Genomic DNA, 19,832 nt, shown 5'->3' with positions numbered 1-19,832 from the left:
TTATTTTTTATCATCTGCATATTCTTTTTCTGGTATAGGTTTATTTTGAATAAACTTAAAATCTTCAGCAATAACTTCTGCTATGTATTTCTTATTTCCATCTCTGTCTTCATAGCTTCCAGTTCTCAATCTGCCACTTAAACTTAATAAAGTACCCTTTTTCCCGTATTCACAAAGAACTTCTGCTTTTCTTCCCCACATTACTACAGGAATTAAGTCAGACTTTCTGGTACCATCGGATCCTTTAAAGTTCCTTTCAACTGCAATAATAAATTTCGTAACCATCTTTTCGCTTTCCTCAAGTACTCTAAGTTCAGGGTCTTTTATTATTTTTCCCATTAACACAATTTTGTTCATATATACAACCTCCTGAAATTCTTCATTGTTAATTCTAACCATATTTCAATCAAATATACATTATTTCCATAACAACTAAAAAGATTTATATATGAACTTATTTTTATCAACTATTCTAGTAAGATAGCATTTATTTCGCCCCCTAAAAGGACTATAAATGAAGAAATATATAACCAAGTCATTAATGCTATTACAGCTCCTAAGCTCCCATAGAGCCTCGAATAATTCGAAAAATTATTTACATAAAAAGAGAATAATGAAGATACAACAATCCAACCTAATGCACTTATTATAGCGCCAGGAAAACATTCCTTCCACATTACTTTTTTTGCAGGAATAAAATAGTAACTGGCAGCAAAAGCAAAAATCATTACTAACATAATAACTGCAAATCTCACACTGTTCCATGCGAAGGTTATTATATCGTCAAATGGGAACTTTGCTATTAAATATGCTCTTATTACTCCCCCAAAGACAATTAATAACAATGTTAGTATTATTATTATTCCCAAACCTACTGTGCCAATAATTCCATAAATAGTCCTCTTAATATAAGATCTTGTCTCTTTAACTTCATATGCTTTATCAAGCCCTCTATTTACTGCAGAAAATCCTGATGATGAAGTCCAAATAGCTAAAAGTGCTGTAGGCAAAATTAATTGTCCTTTTTGTCCATTAATTACTTCTACTACTGTAGACTCAACTAATTGATATACATTTTGAGGCAATATTGTTGATAGGTACACTAAAACCTCGTCAGATTTAAGCTGGCTAAATCCAATCATTATCATTATAAACATGAGAAAAGGGAAAAATGATAATAGTAAGTAGTAGGCCAATTGAGCTGAAAGTGCAAATATATCGTCATCATTTACTTTAGTTATAAGCCTTTTAAAAAACTTCCATGGTGTCCAAGTGTTGCCTATATATATCTTACTCATGCTTTCACTTCCCTTCTGTTACTTTTCTACGAAACTTTTACTTACATAATTATATATTTACACTTTTTTATCGCATATTATACCTAAATGAAAAAAGACTTGTAATTAGATTCTTTTACAAGCCTTTATAATACTAATTTAATGTACACTATAATTTAAATATCTTGTCTCTATTATTTTTCACATTCTTCGTAGCATTTCTCGTATCATATATTACTTTTGCTCTACGTGCTATCTCTTCATAATCATAACAGCTATGATTTGTTGTTATAATTACAGCATCAGCATCATCTATTACTTCATTCCAATCAACTGACTTATATATCTTTTTCTTATATTTAGCTTCTGGACAATATGGATCATTTACAATTACTTCTGCTCCATGTTTTTCTAAGTTCTCTATAACTTTAAATGATGGAGATTCTCTATAATCATCAATATCATTTTTATAAGCTAATCCCATCACTAATATTTTTGAGCCATTCATAGCCTTCTTATGTTTATTTAATATTTTCATTACATTATCAACAACAAATTCAGGCATTGAATCATTAATTTCACCAGATGTCTCAATTAGCCTAGTATGATAATCATATTCCTTTGCCTTCCACTCTAAATAAAATGGATCAAGTGGTATACAGTGTCCGCCTAGTCCTGGTCCTGGATAAAATGGCATAAATCCATAAGGTTTAGTTTTTGCAGCATCAATTACTTCCCAAACGTCAATTCCCATTCTATTGCACAATATTGCCATTTCATTTGCTAATGCAATATTTATATTTCTAAAAGTGTTCTCAAGTATCTTTTCCATCTCTGCCACTGCTGGTGATGATACCGTATGAATTTCACCATCTAATACATTTCTATATAAAGCAGCTGCAAGCTCTGTACATTCTTCTGTGCATCCCCCAACAACTTTTGGTGTATTTTTAGTATTAAATGTCTTATTTCCTGGATCTACTCTTTCTGGAGAAAATGCTAAAAAGAAATCTTTTCCGCAAACTAATCCACTTTCCTCAAGTATAGGCTTAAGTACTTCTTCTGTAGTACCTGGGTAAGTAGTACTTTCCAATATTACAAGCATTCCTTTATGAAGATATTTTGATACGCTCCTTGTAGAACTTACTACATAAGATAAATCTGGTTGCTTATATTCATCTAATGGTGTAGGAACACAAATACAAATAGTATCAACATTTTCTACAAATGAAAAATCGCTTGTAGCTTTTAATTTACCTGCCTTAACTAAATCATTTAATTCCTCATCTACTACATCTCCTATATAGTTGTGGCCTTCATTTACCATCCTAACTTTTTCATCCTGAACATCAAAACCAATAGTCTCAAATCCAGCTTTTGCTTTTTCAACTGACAATGGTAGCCCTACATAACCAAGTCCTACAACTCCAACCTTTGCAGTTTTTGAATTTATTTTCTTTAGTAAAGTTTCTTTAAGTTCGCTCATAAAGATACCTCCTATTTTTCAAGAGCTTTAACTCCATTATTATCTTTTATATATTCTTCACCACAGGCAGAGCATTTAGCTTCGCCCTTATCAAAGTGAATTTTTTCACCACATTTACATACATAACCAACTACTCTACCTGGGTTTCCAACAACTAAAGCATAGTCTGGAACAGTCTTAGTCACAACAGAACCCGCTCCAATTAATGCATATGCACCTATATCATGACCACATACTATTGTTGCATTTGCTCCAATAGACGCTCCTCTTTTTATCTTTGTTGGCTTATATTCGCTCTTTCTCTCAATAAAGCTTCTTGGATTAATTACATTTGTAAATACACAAGATGGTCCTAAAAATACTCCATCTTCACATTCAACTCCAGTATAAACAGAAACATTATTCTGAATCTTTACTCCATTTCCTAACTTTACTCCTGGAGAAATAACTACGTTCTGTCCAATATTGCAATTTTCTCCTATTATTGAACCACCCATTATGTGAGAATAGTGCCATACTTTAGTTCCTGCACCTATTACTACTCCCTCATCTAAATAGCTAGATTCATGACAAAAATAATCCTTACTCATTTTCTTCTCCTTTATTTGCATGAATTTTTTACTGAATCAATTATATAATTTACTTGTTCACTTGTTAATTCTGGATAAACAGGTATTGCAAATGTTCTATGTGAAAGATATTCTGCATTAGGGAAATCCCCTTCTTTATATCCTAAGTTCTTATAAACTTTTTGAAGATGAAGTGGCACTGGATAATATACTCCTGTAGCTATTCCTTTTTCTTTTAAATCTTCTAAGACACTTTCTCTTTCCTCACTTTGAAGTATATACATGTGATATACATGCTTTATATCTTCTCTCGCTATTGGTGTTTGAACATTTAATCCCTTAAAACTTTCATTATATATATCAACAACTTCTCTTCTCTTATTATTCCACTTATCGATTTCTTTAAGCTTAACTCTTAAAATCGCTGCTTGCATTGCATCTAATCTAGAATTAAAACCTATTAAATAATTATAGTATTTTAATGGATTATATACTGTATCATTAGCTCCTTCAGCCTTCTTAACCTCTTCTTGAATATCATTTAAAAGATTATATGCCTTTTGTCCGTTTTCACCACTACCATGAGTTCTTAATGCTGTTGCTATTGTTGCAAGTTTATGATTATTTGTAACTATCATACCTCCATCACCTGCGCAACCTAAGTTTTTAGTTGGGAAGAATGAAAAACAAGCCATATCTCCTAATGTTCCAACTTTTCTTCCCTTGTATTCTCCTCCAATAGCTTGGCATGCATCTTCTAATACATAAAGATTATGTTTCTTAGCTATTTTATTTATTTCATCCATATCTGCGCATTGCCCAAATATATGCACTGGTATAATTGCTTTTGTTTTATCTGTTATTTTTTCTTCAATTTTATCTGGATCTATATTAAACGTATCTTTTTTAACATCTACAAAAACTGGTGTTGCACCTACTGCTGAAATACTTTCTGCTGATGCAAAGAATGTAAAAGTTGATGTGATAACTTCATCTCCTTCTCCTATTCCCATAGCTTTAAGAGCAATTACTAAAGCATCAGTTCCATTCCCAACTGAAATCGAATGTTCTACACCTATATAATCTGAAAATTCTTTTTCAAACTCTGATACATTCTTCCCCATTATGTAGTTAGCTGAGGATAAAACATCTATAGTTACCTCGTTTAGTTCTTTTTCTAAAGATTTATATTGAGCTTTTAAATCAATCAATGGAATATTCATTAAATACAACTCCCTTAAATTTACTTTTGTTACAAACCTCATTTTATCACAAATAAAAATAGAAATAAAATATTTTTAACCATATTGTAATGATATAATAGACTCGTATAATATTTTTGAAGGGAGATATTCCTATGAATTATAAAATAGAAAATAAATTTTTAGAAATTAAAGCTGATACTTATGGGGCTGAACTTCATAGCATAAAAACCAAAAATAATCCCACTGAGTTTTTATGGAATGGAAATGAAGAATATTGGAAATATCATGCACCAATACTTTTTCCTATTGTAGGGAAAGTGGCAAACAATAAATATTCAGTTCAAGGAAAAACCTATGAACTTCCTCAACATGGTTTTGGAAGGATTTCTGAGTATGAATTAATAGAACAAACTCAAGATTCATTGACCTTTGAATTGAAATTTAATTCTGAGACTATAAAAGTATATCCTTATAAGTTTTCTTTAAAAGTTAACTATAAACTTATAGACAATAATGTAAAAGTTTCTTACATTGTTACTAATTTAGATAATGCCGCTATATATTTTTCAATAGGCGCTCATCCTGCATTTTCATGTACTCTAGAATCTGGAGAAACTATTAATGATTACTACTTTGAGTTTAGTGAAAATGAAAATGCTTCATTAATGGAGCTATCAACAATGACTGGACTTTATACAGGAAAGGATATTCCTTTCTTAAATAATGAAAATAAAATTCCCCTTTCTAAAGAAGTATTTACTAATGATGCTCTAGTGTTTAGAAACTTAAATTCCAATAAAATATATTTAAGATCAAGAAATCATAATAAATATATGTCAATGGATTTCACAGGATTTCCATATCTAGGTTTATGGTCAAAAGCTACAGGTGCTCCTTTCGTGTGTATTGAACCTTGGTTTGGTCATGCAGACTATGAAAATTTTAAGGGAGACTTTAAAGATAAAGAAGGCGTAGAAGTTTTAGAAGTTGGAAAAACTTTTGAATGCTCTTATATTTTAGAGTTTGTTAGTTAGTTATAATAAACAAAAAATCCAGCCTATAGGCTGGATTTTTTATATTCTATTTTATTAAATAATTTGTTCTTTGTAATTTGAATTGCACATTTCTCTATATTTATAATTTTCTTTATACATATCTATTAATTCTTCTATAAGATCTTTGGCCAGCATCGCACTCATTAAATGATCTTCAGCATGCATAAGGAGCAAACTTATTTCTTGCTTATTCCCACTTGCTTCTTTTTGTATCATTGCATTTTGAATATCATGAGTTTTATATAATTCTTCTTTAGATTTACTAATAAGTACACGAGCCTCTTCAAAGTTTCCTTTCTTTGCTTCATGTAATGCTTCAAAGCAAATAGATTTTGCATTTCCTGCATGACTTATTATTGTAAATACTATTTCTTCTAGCTCCATATACTTCTCCTCCATTATTTATCTAAAAGTTTTAGTGCCATATCTAATGTCTTTTTTCCGTCAACTAATCCATAAACTTGAGCTGGTATATTATCGTATCTTTTTCCCTTACTCTCAACTACTTCCTTTACCCACTTTTCCTTAAACTTTACTTGTGGTCCTAATAAAAAAACATCATAATCATCAACAAATTTATCTAAATCCTCTACTGGCTCTGCTTTTATTATTATATCTTCAATTCCTCTTTCTTTTGCACAACTTTCCATCTTACTAACCAATAGACTAGTTGACATTCCTGCTGCACACATTAACAAAATTCTCATTTTAATTCCTCCTTCAACCTTTTCTATATAGTTGCTGCTTCTAATTCTTCAATTGCCTCATTTTGCAACTGTTGTTTCTCTGCATTTTTAAAGAAAGGATAGTAGATGCATGCTGCTATGATCATTTCTAACGCTGACCAAACTCCTGCCTTCCAATCCCCGCCTGTTGCAATAAATGGTCCTATTATTGGTGGCATTGTCCATGGAACTAATGCAACTGGTCTTCCAATTATGTTTAAACTCATTAATATATAACTTAATATTGTAAGAACTAATGGTACTAGTGTAAAAGGTACTATAACCAATGGATTTAATACCACTGGGAATCCAAATATTATAGGTTCATTAATTTCAAAACATGCAGATGGGAATGCAACTTTTCCAAGGGATTTATATAGTTTACTTTTTGACCCTAACATTAAGATTACTAAGCTCAATGTTGCTCCAGTTCCACCAACATTAACAAACAAGGAATAGAAACCTGATGCTGTAACATAAGGAATCTCCTTATGAGCTGCAAATGCTGCTGTATTAACTGTTAAAAATTGAAGGAATATTGGATCTGCAATCCCTTCAAGAGCCATATCTCCATGTACTCCTGCTGACCATAATAATGTAACTAATGCACTATACACTAATATTCCTGGTAAAGTATTTAATGCGAATACTATTGGTGAGAATATCCAAGTTATAAATGATGTAACATCAAAGCCTAACATTACCCTGATTATCCATAATACAATTCCCACTGCTAAAGCTGGCGTTAATGCTATAAATGAATTACCTACTGCTGGAGGGACTCCTGCTGGGAGCTTAATTACTATATTCCTTTTAACAAAGAATTTCAACGTTTCCACTGCAAATATTGAAACTAATATTGCCGTAAATAGACCTTCAGCTCCAAACTTACTAGTATCTAATGCAAATTCTGGTGTTATTTGAGTTATTAAAAATCCAAAAAACGATATAACTGCGCCAGTTATAGGATCTAACTTGTAGGTTTTAGCTAAGTTATACCCTATACCTAGTGTTGCCAATACTCCTAATACTCCAAATGAACTATTAACAACTACATTTAGTTTATCAGCATATCCTCCAATAAAATCTGGCCACCAATCAAATGGTAAGTTGCCAATTATTAAGAAAATACTACCCACTATAATAAATGGAATAGTGATTGCTAGTCCATTACGAACTGCTACTAAGTGTCTTTGATTACCAACCTTGACTAATGGCGGAATCAATTTTGCTTCAAAAAACTTCATGAATTTCTCCATACTTCTCAACTCCTTAAAATATGATTACGTATTTTATATAAAGCAACTACCATGCCAAAATAATACACCACTCTAAAACCCTTATAAAATGAGGATTCCAGAGTGGCACAAACAAACTGTATCAACGTGTATCTTTTTATTAGTGAAATAATATGCAAATGATACACTAGAAATCTATAAATAATACGCAATTTTCACAACATTGGCATACTCTTCTATAGGGAACTTAACACCAAAGCTACTTTCAAGAGACTCTAAAGCATCTCTTATCAAATTTATCTTGTCCATATTCTTCTTAACAATATCTCCATTTGAATTAATGTGTATTATTTTTTCATTTTTTAATACACGTTCTATAGCACATGCGATATGCAATATTAGTCCAAGCATAGGGTTTTCACCTATTTGTACATTGTTATTTCTTAATATAATTATAAACTTTCTAAATCCCTCTATAAACTTACTACTATTAATATCAGTATTTTCTTCTATCACTTTCTGCATACTATCAATAGTTTGTATAAGTGCAATAACTTCTGATAATTCATTTATCTTCTCCCCTTTAAATATATCTGAGGTTGATAAATAAATTACTTCTCTATCCTTAGGGTTGCTTGCACTAACAACTCCAATCACATTTTTGTTCTTCTTTATTTTTTCTATATTTCTTTTAAACTTAGTGCTATCTGTTATTTCTATTGGAATTACATCAATGTTATGTCTACTTAAATTCAACTTCTGCTCAAGAATATCTTTAAGCTTAAGTGCTGCACCTTGTCCAGTAATGCAAGCAGTAACTATTACATTGTTTTTTAACCTCTCATTAAATTCATAACTTTCTTTATATATCTTACCTTTATAAGGACTACTGCTTGTACATGCATCATAAATCTCTTCTAATGAATAATTTAGCAAAGCTTTTCTTGTTGCCTCTAAAACTATTAAGGTTGATACCATATCTACACTCTTTATAGGTATTTTAGTTTTTTCACTGATCATGTCTCCAAAAAAAACTAGTGAACCCATATCAACAAGCAGTATTACTCCATTACCTTTATTAGCATTTCTTACAATATCCATTAAATTCTCTAAAGCGACTTCTGGTTTTTGATCAAGAGGCATGTTATACCCTATGGCATGATTTTCCCCAAGCAACCTATTCGCTACATCTACAATTGATGTAGCCGCTGATTCTCCATGCATAGCTACTACAACACCCACTTTTTCTTCTTTAACAACCTCATTATTATCCATGCATAGAAACATTGTAATGAAGCCAACTTCATCCTCAGATAAAATTACATTAAAATAACATTCAATGCTTTCTTTAAGAACATTTGCTATTTCAAATTCTTTCTTATAATTATATTTTATGTCCTCCAATTGATGATTTTCCATATTTCTTCCGGTTTTAATTCTCTCAATTGTACTAACAATATGCATAGATAGTCCGTATAATATTTTATTATTAAACTTTCTATTTAGTTTTCTCTCCGCCTCTTTAAGAAACCTATCAATAATACTTACTACTTTTTTGTCCACTACTTTATATAATTCTTCTAAATTATCATTTCCTATAGTTAAGATATACTTCTTAAGGTATCTATCCATATCTAAGCTCATGATAAGCTTAATATCTTTTTCATTCATTCCCTTTGTCTCTAAAACCTTTTTCTTTTCTTCAAGGGCATCATAAAAATTATAATTTGATTTTTCTTCTGTCTCCCATGTATTTATTCCACTAGATGTAAACTTCAATGCATCTTCATTTAAAAACTTATCTACTTCTTCTTTATTGTTTTTATATTTTAAAGCTCCTTTAATTATATAGTCCGGAAGATCTTGACTGTTTATATATAAGGATTCTTCACGATTTAGCATATTATTCAAAAAAGCTTTTGCACAACATAGTTTTATATCACTTTTTAATTGTCCAATATTATTAGGACAATCATATAATAATAACGCCTTAAGGGTATTTGATGTTACAGTAATATCTGTCTTTATACATTTGGCTTCATTTTTCAAAAAGGTTTTTATCAAATCATATCGTTCCTCTAGACTTCTTTCCCTAAGCGAAGGCAGCTTTATTGTCATAGGAATTCTTCTTGTGAAAGTTTTTAATAACCCAGATTGTGTATTCTCTGTTGTTGCACATATAATTAAAACCTTTATGCTATTTTCAACTTGTGTTTCTCCAAGCTTCCTATATACACCTTTATCGATAATATAAAAAAGCATTTCCTGCCCTTCAGGAGGAAGTCTATGTACTTCATCTAAAAATAAAATTCCTCCATTAGCTTTTTCAATTAGTCCATCTCTGTCTTTATCTGCACCTGTATATGATCCTTTTTTAACCCCAAACAACTGAGCCATTAGAAGCTGTGGATTATTAGAATAATCTGCACAGTTAAATGTTACAAATGGGCTATCTTCCGTGAACTTTCCTATTTCTTTAGCATACTTAAACATTGTTTCTGCAAACATAGACTTACCTGTGCCGGTTTCTCCAAACAAAATAGTATGAAGTCCATCTGGCGGATATACTATTGCTGATTTAGCTTGCAATATTGAGTTTCTTAAAGATACGCTTGCTCCTAATACATTTTCAAATACATCTATACTTGTTTCACCATGTTTAAAGATTGCTTCATCTAAGACCTTGTATAATACAGGCTTACCTTCAATCTTTTCCACTCTTCCCTGGCTATATAGTTTATTAAGGTCACTAGATGCATTTGTTCTTTGTATCTCTAGAGTTTTAGAAAGCTCTATGGCTGATATTCCTATTATATTTTCTCCACTTTTATATTGCCTTAAACAAAACTCATATAACGTTTTATATACCTTATCTATCCTTTTCATAAAATGATACACCCTTACTGTGAATGAATTTTTCTCAAAAATATTACTAATAGAAAAATTATATAACAAATTTAAACATTTACACAACTCGTGTTTAAATTTGTTGTTTTAAAATAAATTAAGACGTCTCAACATGCTTATTATTGCATATTGAGACGTCCATGCCCCAAAAATCTATTATATTTTTTTATGTCTACATATTATTTATTGCTTACTGCTCTAATTACATTTTAATATTTATAGTAGTTTATCCTACGGACTCTTCTAATTCCTGTGGTTCAACATTATAGAACTCTACATCCTCTAACTTTACTACCTTTGTTTTGTATTTCAATTTGTAAACAATCCATATTCCTAAGAATAAAGGTAGTCCAATATAGGAAGAAATTAGTCCACCCCAATCAATATTTTCAGCTTCAATATAGCTAACTCCTTGTCCTAAAACAACTATGCTACATAGCGCTAATGCAATTATTGGTCCTATCGGGAATAACTTAGCTTTATATTTTAACTTACTCATATCTTGCTTTTGTGCAACATATGCTCTTCTAAAACGGAAATGACAAAGTGCTATACCAAGCCAAGCAACAAAACCTGCTAAACCTGATGCTGCAACTAACCATACATATACTGTACTTTCAGCATATATACCAGTTAAGAAACAAGCAGCTGCTACTAATGTTGTTAAAAGTACTGCATTTATAGGAACACCTTTTGAATTAACTTTACCTAACCACTTAGGTGCCATACCTTCTTTAGCCATAGCAAATAGCATTCTGCTAGATGCATACATACCTGAATTACCACAAGATAGTACAGAAGTTAATATAACTGCATTCATTAATGATGCTGCTGCTGCAATTCCTGCTTTTTCAAATATTAGTGTAAATGGGCTTGTATCAACACCAGCTTGAGTATAAGGAATTATTGCTCCAACTACAAAGATTGTACCTATATAAAATATTAATATTCTCCAAAATACAGAATTAATAGCTTTAGGAATAGTTTTTTCTGGATTTTCACTTTCTCCAGCTGCTACTCCAATAAGCTCAGTTCCTTGGAATGAAAAACCAGCTATTAAGAATATCATAAATATTGATTTAAATCCACCAACAAATGGTGCTCCATCAACAGTGAAATTCTTGAATCCAACTGCATTTCCACCTAGTATTCCTAAGATAGTTGCAACTCCAATAACTAAAAATATTATTACTGTAACTACTTTAATTCCAGCAAACCAGAATTCAGATTCTCCATAAGATTTTGCTGATAATATGTTTAATGCAACTATTATAACTAAGAATATTGCACTCCATAATACTGCTGGTACATTAGGGAACCAAAACTTCATTAATAACGATCCAGCAACTAATTCAGCTGCTACAGTTATTGCCCAGTTATACCAGTAATTCCATCCAAGAGCAAAACCTAAGGCTGGATCAACAAATTTGGTTGCATATACACTAAATGATCCTGATACAGGCATGAAAGTTGCCATTTCTCCTAAACTTGTTATTAGGAAGTATACCATAACTGCAATACATCCATAAGCTACTAACGCTCCTCCTGGTCCTGCTTGATTAATTGTTGCCCCTAAAGCTACAAATATACCCGTTCCAATTGAACCACCTAAGGCTATCATATTTAAATGTCTTGCCTTTAAACTTCTTTTAAGTTCTTGATTATTTCCCTCTATTTGAGAATTTGAGTTACTCATTTTGTCCTCCTTAAAAATAATTTTCTTTTAAAAATTAAAAAAACCCTGAGCATTCACTCAGGGCATCAATATATTCATACATAAAGGTAAATACGAAAATATATTAAACACGCATCAGTGATAGCTCTCCACAAACGACTTTGTGACAGTCTTGCATATATTTTATGCAAGCCCAGCATTACAACCTTAAAGCATTGGTTGTACACTTCGGCAAAGTTTCCTTTCAAATTGCTTCATTGTGCTTACCTCAGCAATTTTACTCTTAAACTTCGCGCCTCTATCTAGACTATATTGTTTTAACTTCCAACTTATTATATACTTCGACATTATAATTGGTCAATAGAAATTTTTACAATTTATTAATTTCTTAAATTCTGCAAAATTTCTATCTTTATCTTTGATTATCTATTGTTTTCACTAACTTTCATGAATTTTAATCTTTATAAATAAATATTAAAATCTATGAAAATTGTAATTTATTTTGTATATTTTTAATATTTACTATCCTTGCCAATAATGCTACATTATATATAATGAGTTAAGTAGCATATTTATATATTCTTAAGTATAAGGGGAGAATTATATGAGAAAATCTAGTTTTTATTATAACAAAAGTTTATTAACCAAAAATTCTTTAATTTTAGGATCTGGTTTAATTGCACTCACAGTGTTAAGCATTATATTTTATCTACAATCAAAAAGTAGCTTTTTTATTTTTTATCTTTTAGGCATTTATGCCATTTTTCTTCCAGGAATTCTAAGTTCTTCTGGAGTACTTATAAGAAAAAACTGTGAGTTTGTTATTATAGAAGACTCAAATATAACAATAAATACCATAGGTATCTCAAAAAAACAGTTTACTGTAAATGAAATTAAAGAAATAATCACTGACAAAGATAAGATAAAAATTAAATATAAAAAAAATAAAACTTTTATAGTTAGAGCAAGATTTGTGGACTCTTATGATAATTTCAAAAAATTAAGCAAGACCTTAACACAATTAAGTCCACGCAAGTAATGTTTTAAAGGGCTAGCTAAAATCTATTTAAAAGATTTTAGCTAGCCCTCTTATCTTAGTTAGTATTGAACACTTTTTAGGCATAATCCCTTAGCTTGAGCTATAGGTCCTGCTTCTGCTCTTTTCTTCTCATCTAATATTCTTTCTACATCCTTAACATTAATCTTTCCTACTCCAACTTCTAATAGAGTTCCAACAATGATTCTTACCATATTCCATAAGAATCCATTCCCGTTTACCTCTACCTCAATCATTCCATCATTCTCAGTTATATTAATATAATTAATTGTTCTTACAGTTGATTTAGAATTGGATTTTAAGCTTGTAAAACTTTGAAAATCATGGGTTCCAATTAAGACTTCTGATGCTCTTTTCATATCATCTAAATTTAGTTTCTCATTTGTATGATATGTATACTTTCTATTAAATACATTTCTAAACCTGCCATTATATATTCTATATACATAAGTTTTTGATTTGACATTATATCTAGCATGAAATCTTTCTGTTGTATCTTTCATACTTTTAACAACTATATCTTCTGGCAAATATTCATATAAATAATCAAGCATTTCATCTATAGACATATTACTATTTGTACGAAAATTAGCTACATAGTTTTCAGCATGTACTCCTGAATCAGTTCGTCCACAACCTATTACTTGAATTTCTTCTCCTGTCATTTTTGACAAAACAGATTCAATTTTCTCTTGTATAGTTGGCGAATTTTCCTTCTGTCTTTGCCATCCTTTATATCTTGTTCCATCATATTGTAATGATATTTTTAAGTTTCTCATATGTTTCCACCTTTGATTTTTATTAGTACCTGTAATTTCACATTTAAATTATATCCATATGTTTTGAATAAATCCATCAATTTTCACATTAATAAAATAGTAGAGATAAAATATTTTTAATTCATTAAATATATTTTCAAATAATATATTTATAGAAGCTTACCTTTTATAGGATTTTAAGTTCAACTTCCTATAAAAAACCTTATACATATTGCAATAAGCGTATTGGAGATTATAAAATGCAGAATATTAAATTTGATAGTAAAATGCTTCTATTTTATTCTAATCAAGATAGCGATAAAACAAAATCTATATGGACTAGGCAAGTAAAAGGCTTCGAACTTTATGAATTATTCTGGATTCTTATCCTATTTAGTATCGGTGGTTTTTTAATAGAAAGTTTTTGGTGTTTTATAAAAAATGGATATATAGAAAGCAGAAAAGGACTGCTCTTTGGTCCCTTCTGCCCTATATATGGTGTTGGCGCTGTTGTCTTTCTCTTCTTACTCAATTCCTTTAGAGCGAATCTACTTAAATTAGCTCTAGGTAGTTTTTTCTATGGTTCTTTAGTTGAATATATATTTAGCTTTTTACAAGAAAATTTATTTGGTAGTGTTTCCTGGGATTATAGCAATATTCCCTTTAACATAAACGGCAGAGTATGTCTTATGTATTCCATCTTCTGGACTTTATCTGGAATATTGTTTATCAGATATCTATATCCTAACGTAGCACTGCTAATCTGCTTAATTCCTAGACCTGAAGGGGAACTAATAGCATCACTTCTTTTCATTTATATTTGCTTTGATGTATTTATTTCTGTTTCAGCTATACTTAGATTAGTAGAAAGATCTTCATTTGTTCAAACTAACAATATATTTTATAAACATTTAGATAAAGAATTTAACGATATTTATTTACGTAAAATATTTCCTAATATGAAATTTATATAATATTAAAAAGCTGTATCTTGAGAGGACAATTTTATTAATCATCATCTTAAGATGCAGCTAATGTCAGAATGATTTATGCATCTATTATCTACCTTCTAAAATCTCAATCAAATCAACTTTTCGGAAAAATCTTTTTATAGGCACTATTACTGTTAATCCTAATATTATTGGTAATAGACTAGAATAGAACAAATGTCTTCCATTTACTATATCTATTCCTTGTCCGTGAGCTTTTAAATACACTTCATTTATTACTACAGTGCCAAATAAGCCAAGTATTGCGCCTAGTATAAATGCACATACTACAACCAAAAAGTTTTCTTTGAGCAAATTTAATATAATCGAACTTTTACTTCTTCCTAATGCATTCATTAGCGCTAATTCTTCTTTTCTTGATAACATATTTATATAAAATAAGTTTCCAAGTACTATCCATTCAAGTATAATGAAGAAAATCATTATAAATATGCCTAATCCTTTAAAACTATTATTAAAAGAATTAACAAATCCACTATAAGTTTTTTCATCGATAGCTTGAATATTATTTTTATATTTTTCAACAATCTTATTTAACCCATCTTCATTATTGAAGATTACAATATATCCAGTATTTCTTGCGTCTTCTTTTATATCATTATTTATATAGTAGTTTATTATCTCATTACTTTTTATAAAGCCAGTAACTTTTTTCTTTCCAGTAAGAGATTCATAATCATCTACATCATTTCCTATAAATTCTCCCACTTTATATCCATTAGCTTTTGCATAATCCTCGTTTAAAATAATTTCATCATTATTTACTGGCATTCTGCCTTCACTAATCTCATAGTCTTTAGCTTTAATTATTTTAATTAAATCTTGGCTACTTACTCCAAATACTCTAGAACCTATTGAGCCTAAAATTGTTCTCATTGATGAATTATTTAATTCTCCCTTAAATAAATAATCAACAGAATCTGAATTTGTTAACTCGGTATACATTTTATCTATATAAAGTTTAGAATCATGTTCACTGCTATCATAATAAAAACTTTGATTTCTTATTGGTTCTACACTTAATCTATCAATAATTTTTATAAAGTTTCCCCCAATGCCAAAAATCAGATAAACACTTGCGACTCCTAGCGCTACTGATATTATTATAGATATGAGACTTCCAATATTATTACTAAAGTACTTAAATATATTCATTATCTTCCCCCCTCAATTATAGCTATTGTATCTGCGTTTCTTATTAGATTAATTATTGGGAAAATTGAAAATAAAGTTATAAACATTGGAAAAGGGATTATTTTAAATGAATCTGATAATTCTACTCTGTATGCCGGCATTCCACTATAAAAACCATGAATATTTCTTGCTACTACATAAAGTATTATAAGGACTACTGCAAATAACACGCCAACTATTGTAGTCACAAAAATTTCCTTTATAATCTTTATAAATATATCCGTTATACTATATCCTAAAGCTTTTAATACTCCAAATTCATTTTTTCTTTGATAATAAGCTGAGTAATTTATAAATCCTAATATTATTCCTTGTACCATAACCAAAATAAATACTACTATATTGGTGATAATTGTGAAGGATGAAAAGAAACTCTCAATATCATTTATATCTGTTTCATAGGTAGTTACGGTATACTTTTTACTTTTCTCTGATAGCAAACTAGAATTTATTTGACTTTTATTTGATTCATTAAAGAACAACAAAAAGTTTTTATTTTGAATCATATCTATTTCTTTTTGATCTGTTGGAATAAATGCTACATTAATATTCCCTTCATATATTCCTCGGATTTCATATTCTCCATCTATTCTAAAAAAGTCATCTGTATCCTTTGAAATTCTATCACCTAGTTTAACTTTTTTATTTCTGGCTACTTGCTCGCTAATTATTAATCCATCTTTTTTAGTACTATCTATATATCCCTCCTTAAGCTTTAGACTTAATTTTTTCATAGTATACTCAATATCTTTATTTGTCATATTATAAACAATGAGTTCAGCATCAGTTCCTATTCCTGTTCTATATGAGCTACTTCTTTCTACTGTATTTATTACCTTATCTCCATTCCCTTGCTGTTGAATTTTGTTTACTAACTTTTCTGCATCATTTCCATTTAAAGCTTTAACTTCTGAAAAACTTTTTAATCTATTAGATGATAAATAAAAACCATCGACCATATTTCGTATTTCTAATTGAAATATAAATACTATTAAGATAGATAAAGATATTGATAAAGCTATACTAAAAGTTCTTCTTTTATGAGACATTAAATATTTAATAGAACTTAACGGTGACACTACTCATCACCATCCTTTAGCTTTCCATCCCAAATATGAATCTTTTCATAATCTTTATTTAAAATTGCTTCATCATGTGTAACTACTATTACGGTTGAATTTTTCTTATACTTACTAAGAAAATTCATTACTGACTGAGCATTCTGATGATCTAACGAGGCTGTAGGTTCATCTGCAAAAATAACTTTTGGCCTATTAATCAGTGCTCTTGCAATAGCAACTCTTTGCCTTTGTCCACCCGATATTTCATAAGGCTTCTTATTCATCAATTCTTTTAATCCTAAATCACATAGCATTTCTTGAGCTAATTCTCTATACTTGTTTGCTTCTTTATCTACTGGAACTAATACATTATCTAAAGCTGAAAGATAATTCACTAAAAAGTGTCTTTGAAATATAAATCCAAAATTCTTCATTCTGAAAGAAGACAATTCTTTATCATTTAATTCTCCTATATTTATATCATCAAATAGCACTTTCCCTGAGGTTGGTCTTCTAAGTCCACTTAGTAAATATAACAATGTACTTTTGCCGCATCCTGATGGTCCTAGTATTCCATATAATTCACCTGAGTTAAAAGTTATATTAATATCTTTAATAGCATGAAATTGTCCTGGTTTGCCTATATCAAAAACGTGATTTAATGCTTCACCTTTTATCATAAATCCATCCCCCTCCTTCTACTCTTATTTTAATTTTATATTAAGTATAAAATTAAAATAAGTAACTGTAGTCATATTTAACTATGACCACAGTTACTTTTTTATTTTCTATTTATCATTTATAAATAGTGCAAGATTAGTCCTATCATCTATTCCTGTTTTAGCATATATCGATGAAACATAATTTTTTACCGTACCATCTGATATAAATAATGCACATGCAATTTGTTTATTGGTAAACCCTTCTCCAATTAGCCTAGCTATCTCTTTTTCTCGTTCTGAAAGCATATGTAATTTATCTTCCTTCTTTTCCATACCTTGAGATATTGTGCTTATTGCTTTATCTGCCAGAACCTTTGCTACTTTAGACTCCATTATAAGTTCCCCGTTATAACAATCTTTAATTACTTGTATGAGCTTTTTACTTTCAATATCTTTAAACACATAACCACTTGCCCCGTAGCTTAATCCCTTTAATATATATTCTTCATCATCAAAAGTTGTTAATATTATTACTTTAACCTTATCATATTTCTTCTTTATTAGTCTTGTGGCTTCCACTCCTCCTATCCCTTCCATTCTCACATCCATTAAAATTATATTTGGTGAGAATTTATCCACAAGCTCCAATGCCTCTTCTCCACTTTTTCCACAAGCCACAACATCTATGTCTTTGTCAGTAGATAAAATTGTTGCTAGTCCATCTCTCATTAAACCCTGGTCATCAACAACTAACACTTTAATCATTATAATACTCCTCCAATGCTTGCATTTATGACAAATCCCTGATTTTTAGAGCTTTCAAATTTTATCTTTCCATTAACCAAATGAATTCTCTCTTCCATAGAAATAAGTCCAAACCCTTTATTTATGACTGAAGCACCATTCCCATTATCAATCAATGTTATATTTAATACATTTTCAATATATTTTATGTTTAATATAAAGCTTGTTGCCTTACCATGCTTAATTCCATTTGTTATTCCTTCTTGAACTATTCTATATATAGTTTTTTGAACTTCATAGCTTTCGCTAGAAAAATCACATATATCTACAAGAATATTTATGTTACATAACTTTTTTGTGTCATTAATCAAAGAAAATATATCTTTATAATAATCTACTGTTTCTTCATCCCTATAGAACCTTACAGCTTCTCTTATTTCTTTGAGCCCTTTTCTTACTTGTGTTGCACCAACTTCTATTCTTTCTCTTCCTTCATCATAATTATCATCTAATATCATGACACCACTCTCTATTTGAATAAGTGCAGTAGTTAATATATGTCCTACATTATCATGTAGCTCTCTCCCTATTTTCATTCTTTCATGAGATTTTGAAAGTTCTTCAACTTTGTCATATGCTTTCGTTAAATATGAATTATAATTTAATACTTCAATGTTTTTTTCAATCAAGTTTTGTCTTACTTGTATCAATTCATCATTTTGATTTAGTGTCTGCTTTAAAAACCATAGTATTAAATATGCTAATGAATATACCATTATCCATAATAGAATACTTTGAAAATTTAAGCTTCTATTTATATTAAGAAATATTCCATCATATATTAGTACAAGCGACATAAATAGAAAGCTAATATATTCTGTATAATACATAATCAATAAAAACATTAGTGAAACATAATAGAGCTTTAGAATAATTGCATAAAAAAAATAATTAACAATAAATACAGCAATAAAATCAAATAGAATCCAAACTAGCAAGTAGGTACTAGCCTGTCTATCTTCATTTAGAAACCAAATATCTTTAATACATATAGAAAATACTATTAAACTATTGATAGCCATAATCTCAAACGCATTGCTTATATTACTTAGTGCTGAAACTACAAATATAACAAAAAAAATTATATAGTTAATTGTAAAAATCTTTCCCTTCAAACTGTTCATAACCTTTAACCTTACACCCATTTCA

At 29.7% G+C, this 19,832-nt stretch carries 19 protein-coding genes and 1 riboswitch; of the genes, 3 read left to right on the top strand and 16 right to left on the bottom strand.

What is annotated here, in order from left to right; translation table 11 throughout:
• The 5 genes from JK634_RS06915 to JK634_RS06895 all read right to left on the bottom strand — a co-directional run bounded on the left by JK634_RS06915 (position 1) and on the right by JK634_RS06895 (position 4,555).
• Positions 1 to 357, bottom strand: coding sequence for a single-stranded DNA-binding protein (locus JK634_RS06915; RefSeq protein ID WP_202766910.1), 357 nt, complete (start codon positions 355 to 357; stop codon positions 1 to 3).
• A 110-nt stretch (positions 358 to 467) separates the two neighbouring features.
• Positions 468 to 1,298 (bottom strand): YihY/virulence factor BrkB family protein, encoded by an 831-nt coding sequence (locus JK634_RS06910; protein ID WP_202766909.1) that lies wholly within the window; start codon positions 1,296 to 1,298, stop codon positions 468 to 470.
• 148 nt (positions 1,299 to 1,446) lie between these two features.
• Complete coding sequence (locus JK634_RS06905; RefSeq protein WP_202766908.1) at positions 1,447 to 2,763, bottom strand: nucleotide sugar dehydrogenase; 1,317 nt, start codon at positions 2,761 to 2,763, stop codon at positions 1,447 to 1,449.
• 11 nt (positions 2,764 to 2,774) lie between these two features.
• A complete protein-coding gene (locus tag JK634_RS06900; protein ID WP_202766907.1) occupies positions 2,775 to 3,353 on the bottom strand; it encodes an acyltransferase in 579 nt (192 codons plus the stop codon).
• Between the two features lie 11 nt (positions 3,354 to 3,364).
• Complete coding sequence (locus JK634_RS06895; RefSeq protein WP_202766906.1) at positions 3,365 to 4,555, bottom strand: DegT/DnrJ/EryC1/StrS family aminotransferase; 1,191 nt, start codon at positions 4,553 to 4,555, stop codon at positions 3,365 to 3,367.
• A 134-nt stretch (positions 4,556 to 4,689) separates the two neighbouring features.
• Between JK634_RS06895 and JK634_RS06890 the strand changes: the two genes are divergently transcribed.
• Positions 4,690 to 5,571, top strand: a complete 882-nt coding sequence (locus tag JK634_RS06890; RefSeq protein WP_202766905.1) for an aldose 1-epimerase family protein — start codon at positions 4,690 to 4,692, stop codon at positions 5,569 to 5,571.
• A gap of 54 nt (positions 5,572 to 5,625) precedes the next feature.
• Here the strand turns inward: JK634_RS06890 and JK634_RS06885 are convergent, their stop codons facing one another.
• The 5 genes from JK634_RS06885 to JK634_RS06865 form a co-directional block, all read right to left on the bottom strand.
• Positions 5,626 to 5,976, bottom strand: a complete 351-nt coding sequence (locus JK634_RS06885) for a PTS sugar transporter subunit IIA (RefSeq protein ID WP_243425572.1) — start codon at positions 5,974 to 5,976, stop codon at positions 5,626 to 5,628.
• Positions 5,977 to 5,990: 14 nt separating this feature from the next.
• On the bottom strand, positions 5,991 to 6,299 hold the full coding sequence (locus tag JK634_RS06880; protein WP_202766903.1) for a PTS sugar transporter subunit IIB: 309 nt from the start codon (positions 6,297 to 6,299) through the stop codon (positions 5,991 to 5,993).
• Between the two features lie 23 nt (positions 6,300 to 6,322).
• Positions 6,323 to 7,576, bottom strand: a complete 1,254-nt coding sequence (locus tag JK634_RS06875; protein WP_202766902.1) for a PTS sugar transporter subunit IIC — start codon at positions 7,574 to 7,576, stop codon at positions 6,323 to 6,325.
• Between the two features lie 174 nt (positions 7,577 to 7,750).
• The gene (locus JK634_RS06870; protein ID WP_202766901.1) at positions 7,751 to 10,441 is read right to left on the bottom strand and encodes a sigma-54-dependent transcriptional regulator; all 2,691 of its coding nucleotides are present in this window, start codon (positions 10,439 to 10,441) and stop codon (positions 7,751 to 7,753) included.
• A gap of 247 nt (positions 10,442 to 10,688) precedes the next feature.
• Positions 10,689 to 12,158, bottom strand: coding sequence for an amino acid permease (locus tag JK634_RS06865; RefSeq protein WP_202766900.1), 1,470 nt, complete (start codon positions 12,156 to 12,158; stop codon positions 10,689 to 10,691).
• Between the two features lie 113 nt (positions 12,159 to 12,271).
• Positions 12,272 to 12,446, bottom strand: a riboswitch (Lysine riboswitch).
• Between the two features lie 295 nt (positions 12,447 to 12,741).
• On the opposite strand from JK634_RS06865, the gene JK634_RS06855 reads away from it, so the two are divergent.
• A complete protein-coding gene (locus tag JK634_RS06855) occupies positions 12,742 to 13,176 on the top strand; it encodes a hypothetical protein (protein ID WP_202766898.1) in 435 nt (144 codons plus the stop codon).
• Positions 13,177 to 13,235: 59 nt separating this feature from the next.
• On the opposite strand, the gene truA is transcribed toward JK634_RS06855, so the two are convergent.
• A complete protein-coding gene (gene truA / locus JK634_RS06850) occupies positions 13,236 to 13,973 on the bottom strand; it encodes a tRNA pseudouridine(38-40) synthase TruA (protein WP_202766897.1) in 738 nt (245 codons plus the stop codon).
• A gap of 239 nt (positions 13,974 to 14,212) precedes the next feature.
• Here truA and JK634_RS06845 point away from each other — a divergent pair, with 239 nt between their 5' ends.
• Entirely contained in the window at positions 14,213 to 14,926 is a 714-nt protein-coding gene (locus JK634_RS06845) for a putative ABC transporter permease (RefSeq protein WP_202766896.1), read from the top strand.
• 84 nt (positions 14,927 to 15,010) lie between these two features.
• Here JK634_RS06845 and JK634_RS06840 read toward each other — a convergent pair whose 3' ends face one another.
• From JK634_RS06840 to JK634_RS06820, 5 genes are all read right to left on the bottom strand, one after another.
• Positions 15,011 to 16,117 carry an ABC transporter permease gene (locus tag JK634_RS06840; protein ID WP_202766895.1) on the bottom strand — a complete coding sequence of 369 codons (1,107 nt, stop codon included), beginning with the start codon at positions 16,115 to 16,117 and terminating at the stop codon, positions 15,011 to 15,013.
• Entirely contained in the window at positions 16,117 to 17,235 is a 1,119-nt protein-coding gene (locus JK634_RS20640; protein ID WP_202766894.1) for an FtsX-like permease family protein, read from the bottom strand. The genes JK634_RS06840 and JK634_RS20640 overlap by 1 nt, the downstream gene beginning before the upstream one ends.
• Positions 17,235 to 17,897 (bottom strand): ABC transporter ATP-binding protein, encoded by a 663-nt coding sequence (locus JK634_RS06830; RefSeq protein ID WP_202766893.1) that lies wholly within the window; start codon positions 17,895 to 17,897, stop codon positions 17,235 to 17,237. The genes JK634_RS20640 and JK634_RS06830 overlap by 1 nt, the downstream gene beginning before the upstream one ends.
• Before the next feature lie 108 nt (positions 17,898 to 18,005).
• A complete protein-coding gene (locus JK634_RS06825) occupies positions 18,006 to 18,644 on the bottom strand; it encodes a response regulator transcription factor (protein WP_207753607.1) in 639 nt (212 codons plus the stop codon).
• Complete coding sequence (locus tag JK634_RS06820; RefSeq protein WP_202766892.1) at positions 18,644 to 19,807, bottom strand: sensor histidine kinase; 1,164 nt, start codon at positions 19,805 to 19,807, stop codon at positions 18,644 to 18,646. Before JK634_RS06820 ends, JK634_RS06825 begins: the two co-directional genes overlap by 1 nt.
• Between the last annotated feature and the right edge of the window lie 25 nt (positions 19,808 to 19,832).

The organism is Clostridium paridis (assembly GCF_016765615.1).
Classification (GTDB): domain Bacteria; phylum Bacillota; class Clostridia; order Clostridiales; family Clostridiaceae; genus Clostridium_T; species Clostridium_T paridis.
Note: the sequence above shows the minus strand (reverse complement) of the source record. Positions and strands in the feature narration are given on the sequence as shown.

Coding starts and splice junctions, on each gene's coding strand:
- JK634_RS06825 (WP_207753607.1), bottom strand. CDS start 18,644: ATGATTAAAGTGTTAGTTGTTGATGACCAGGGTTTAATGAGAGATGGA.
- JK634_RS06870 (WP_202766901.1), bottom strand. CDS start 10,441: ATGAAAAGGATAGATAAGGTATATAAAACGTTATATGAGTTTTGTTTA.
- JK634_RS06840 (WP_202766895.1), bottom strand. CDS start 16,117: ATGAATATATTTAAGTACTTTAGTAATAATATTGGAAGTCTCATATCT.
- JK634_RS06820 (WP_202766892.1), bottom strand. CDS start 19,807: ATGAACAGTTTGAAGGGAAAGATTTTTACAATTAACTATATAATTTTT.
- JK634_RS06890 (WP_202766905.1), top strand. CDS start 4,690: ATGAATTATAAAATAGAAAATAAATTTTTAGAAATTAAAGCTGATACT.
- JK634_RS06845 (WP_202766896.1), top strand. CDS start 14,213: ATGCAGAATATTAAATTTGATAGTAAAATGCTTCTATTTTATTCTAAT.
- JK634_RS06875 (WP_202766902.1), bottom strand. CDS start 7,576: ATGGAGAAATTCATGAAGTTTTTTGAAGCAAAATTGATTCCGCCATTA.
- JK634_RS06885 (WP_243425572.1), bottom strand. CDS start 5,976: ATGGAGCTAGAAGAAATAGTATTTACAATAATAAGTCATGCAGGAAAT.
- JK634_RS06915 (WP_202766910.1), bottom strand. CDS start 357: ATGAACAAAATTGTGTTAATGGGAAAAATAATAAAAGACCCTGAACTT.
- JK634_RS06880 (WP_202766903.1), bottom strand. CDS start 6,299: ATGAGAATTTTGTTAATGTGTGCAGCAGGAATGTCAACTAGTCTATTG.
- JK634_RS06905 (WP_202766908.1), bottom strand. CDS start 2,763: ATGAGCGAACTTAAAGAAACTTTACTAAAGAAAATAAATTCAAAAACT.
- JK634_RS06865 (WP_202766900.1), bottom strand. CDS start 12,158: ATGAGTAACTCAAATTCTCAAATAGAGGGAAATAATCAAGAACTTAAA.
- JK634_RS06830 (WP_202766893.1), bottom strand. CDS start 17,897: ATGATAAAAGGTGAAGCATTAAATCACGTTTTTGATATAGGCAAACCA.
- JK634_RS06910 (WP_202766909.1), bottom strand. CDS start 1,298: ATGAGTAAGATATATATAGGCAACACTTGGACACCATGGAAGTTTTTT.
- truA (WP_202766897.1), bottom strand. CDS start 13,973: ATGAGAAACTTAAAAATATCATTACAATATGATGGAACAAGATATAAA.
- JK634_RS06900 (WP_202766907.1), bottom strand. CDS start 3,353: ATGAGTAAGGATTATTTTTGTCATGAATCTAGCTATTTAGATGAGGGA.
- JK634_RS06895 (WP_202766906.1), bottom strand. CDS start 4,555: ATGAATATTCCATTGATTGATTTAAAAGCTCAATATAAATCTTTAGAA.
- JK634_RS06855 (WP_202766898.1), top strand. CDS start 12,742: ATGAGAAAATCTAGTTTTTATTATAACAAAAGTTTATTAACCAAAAAT.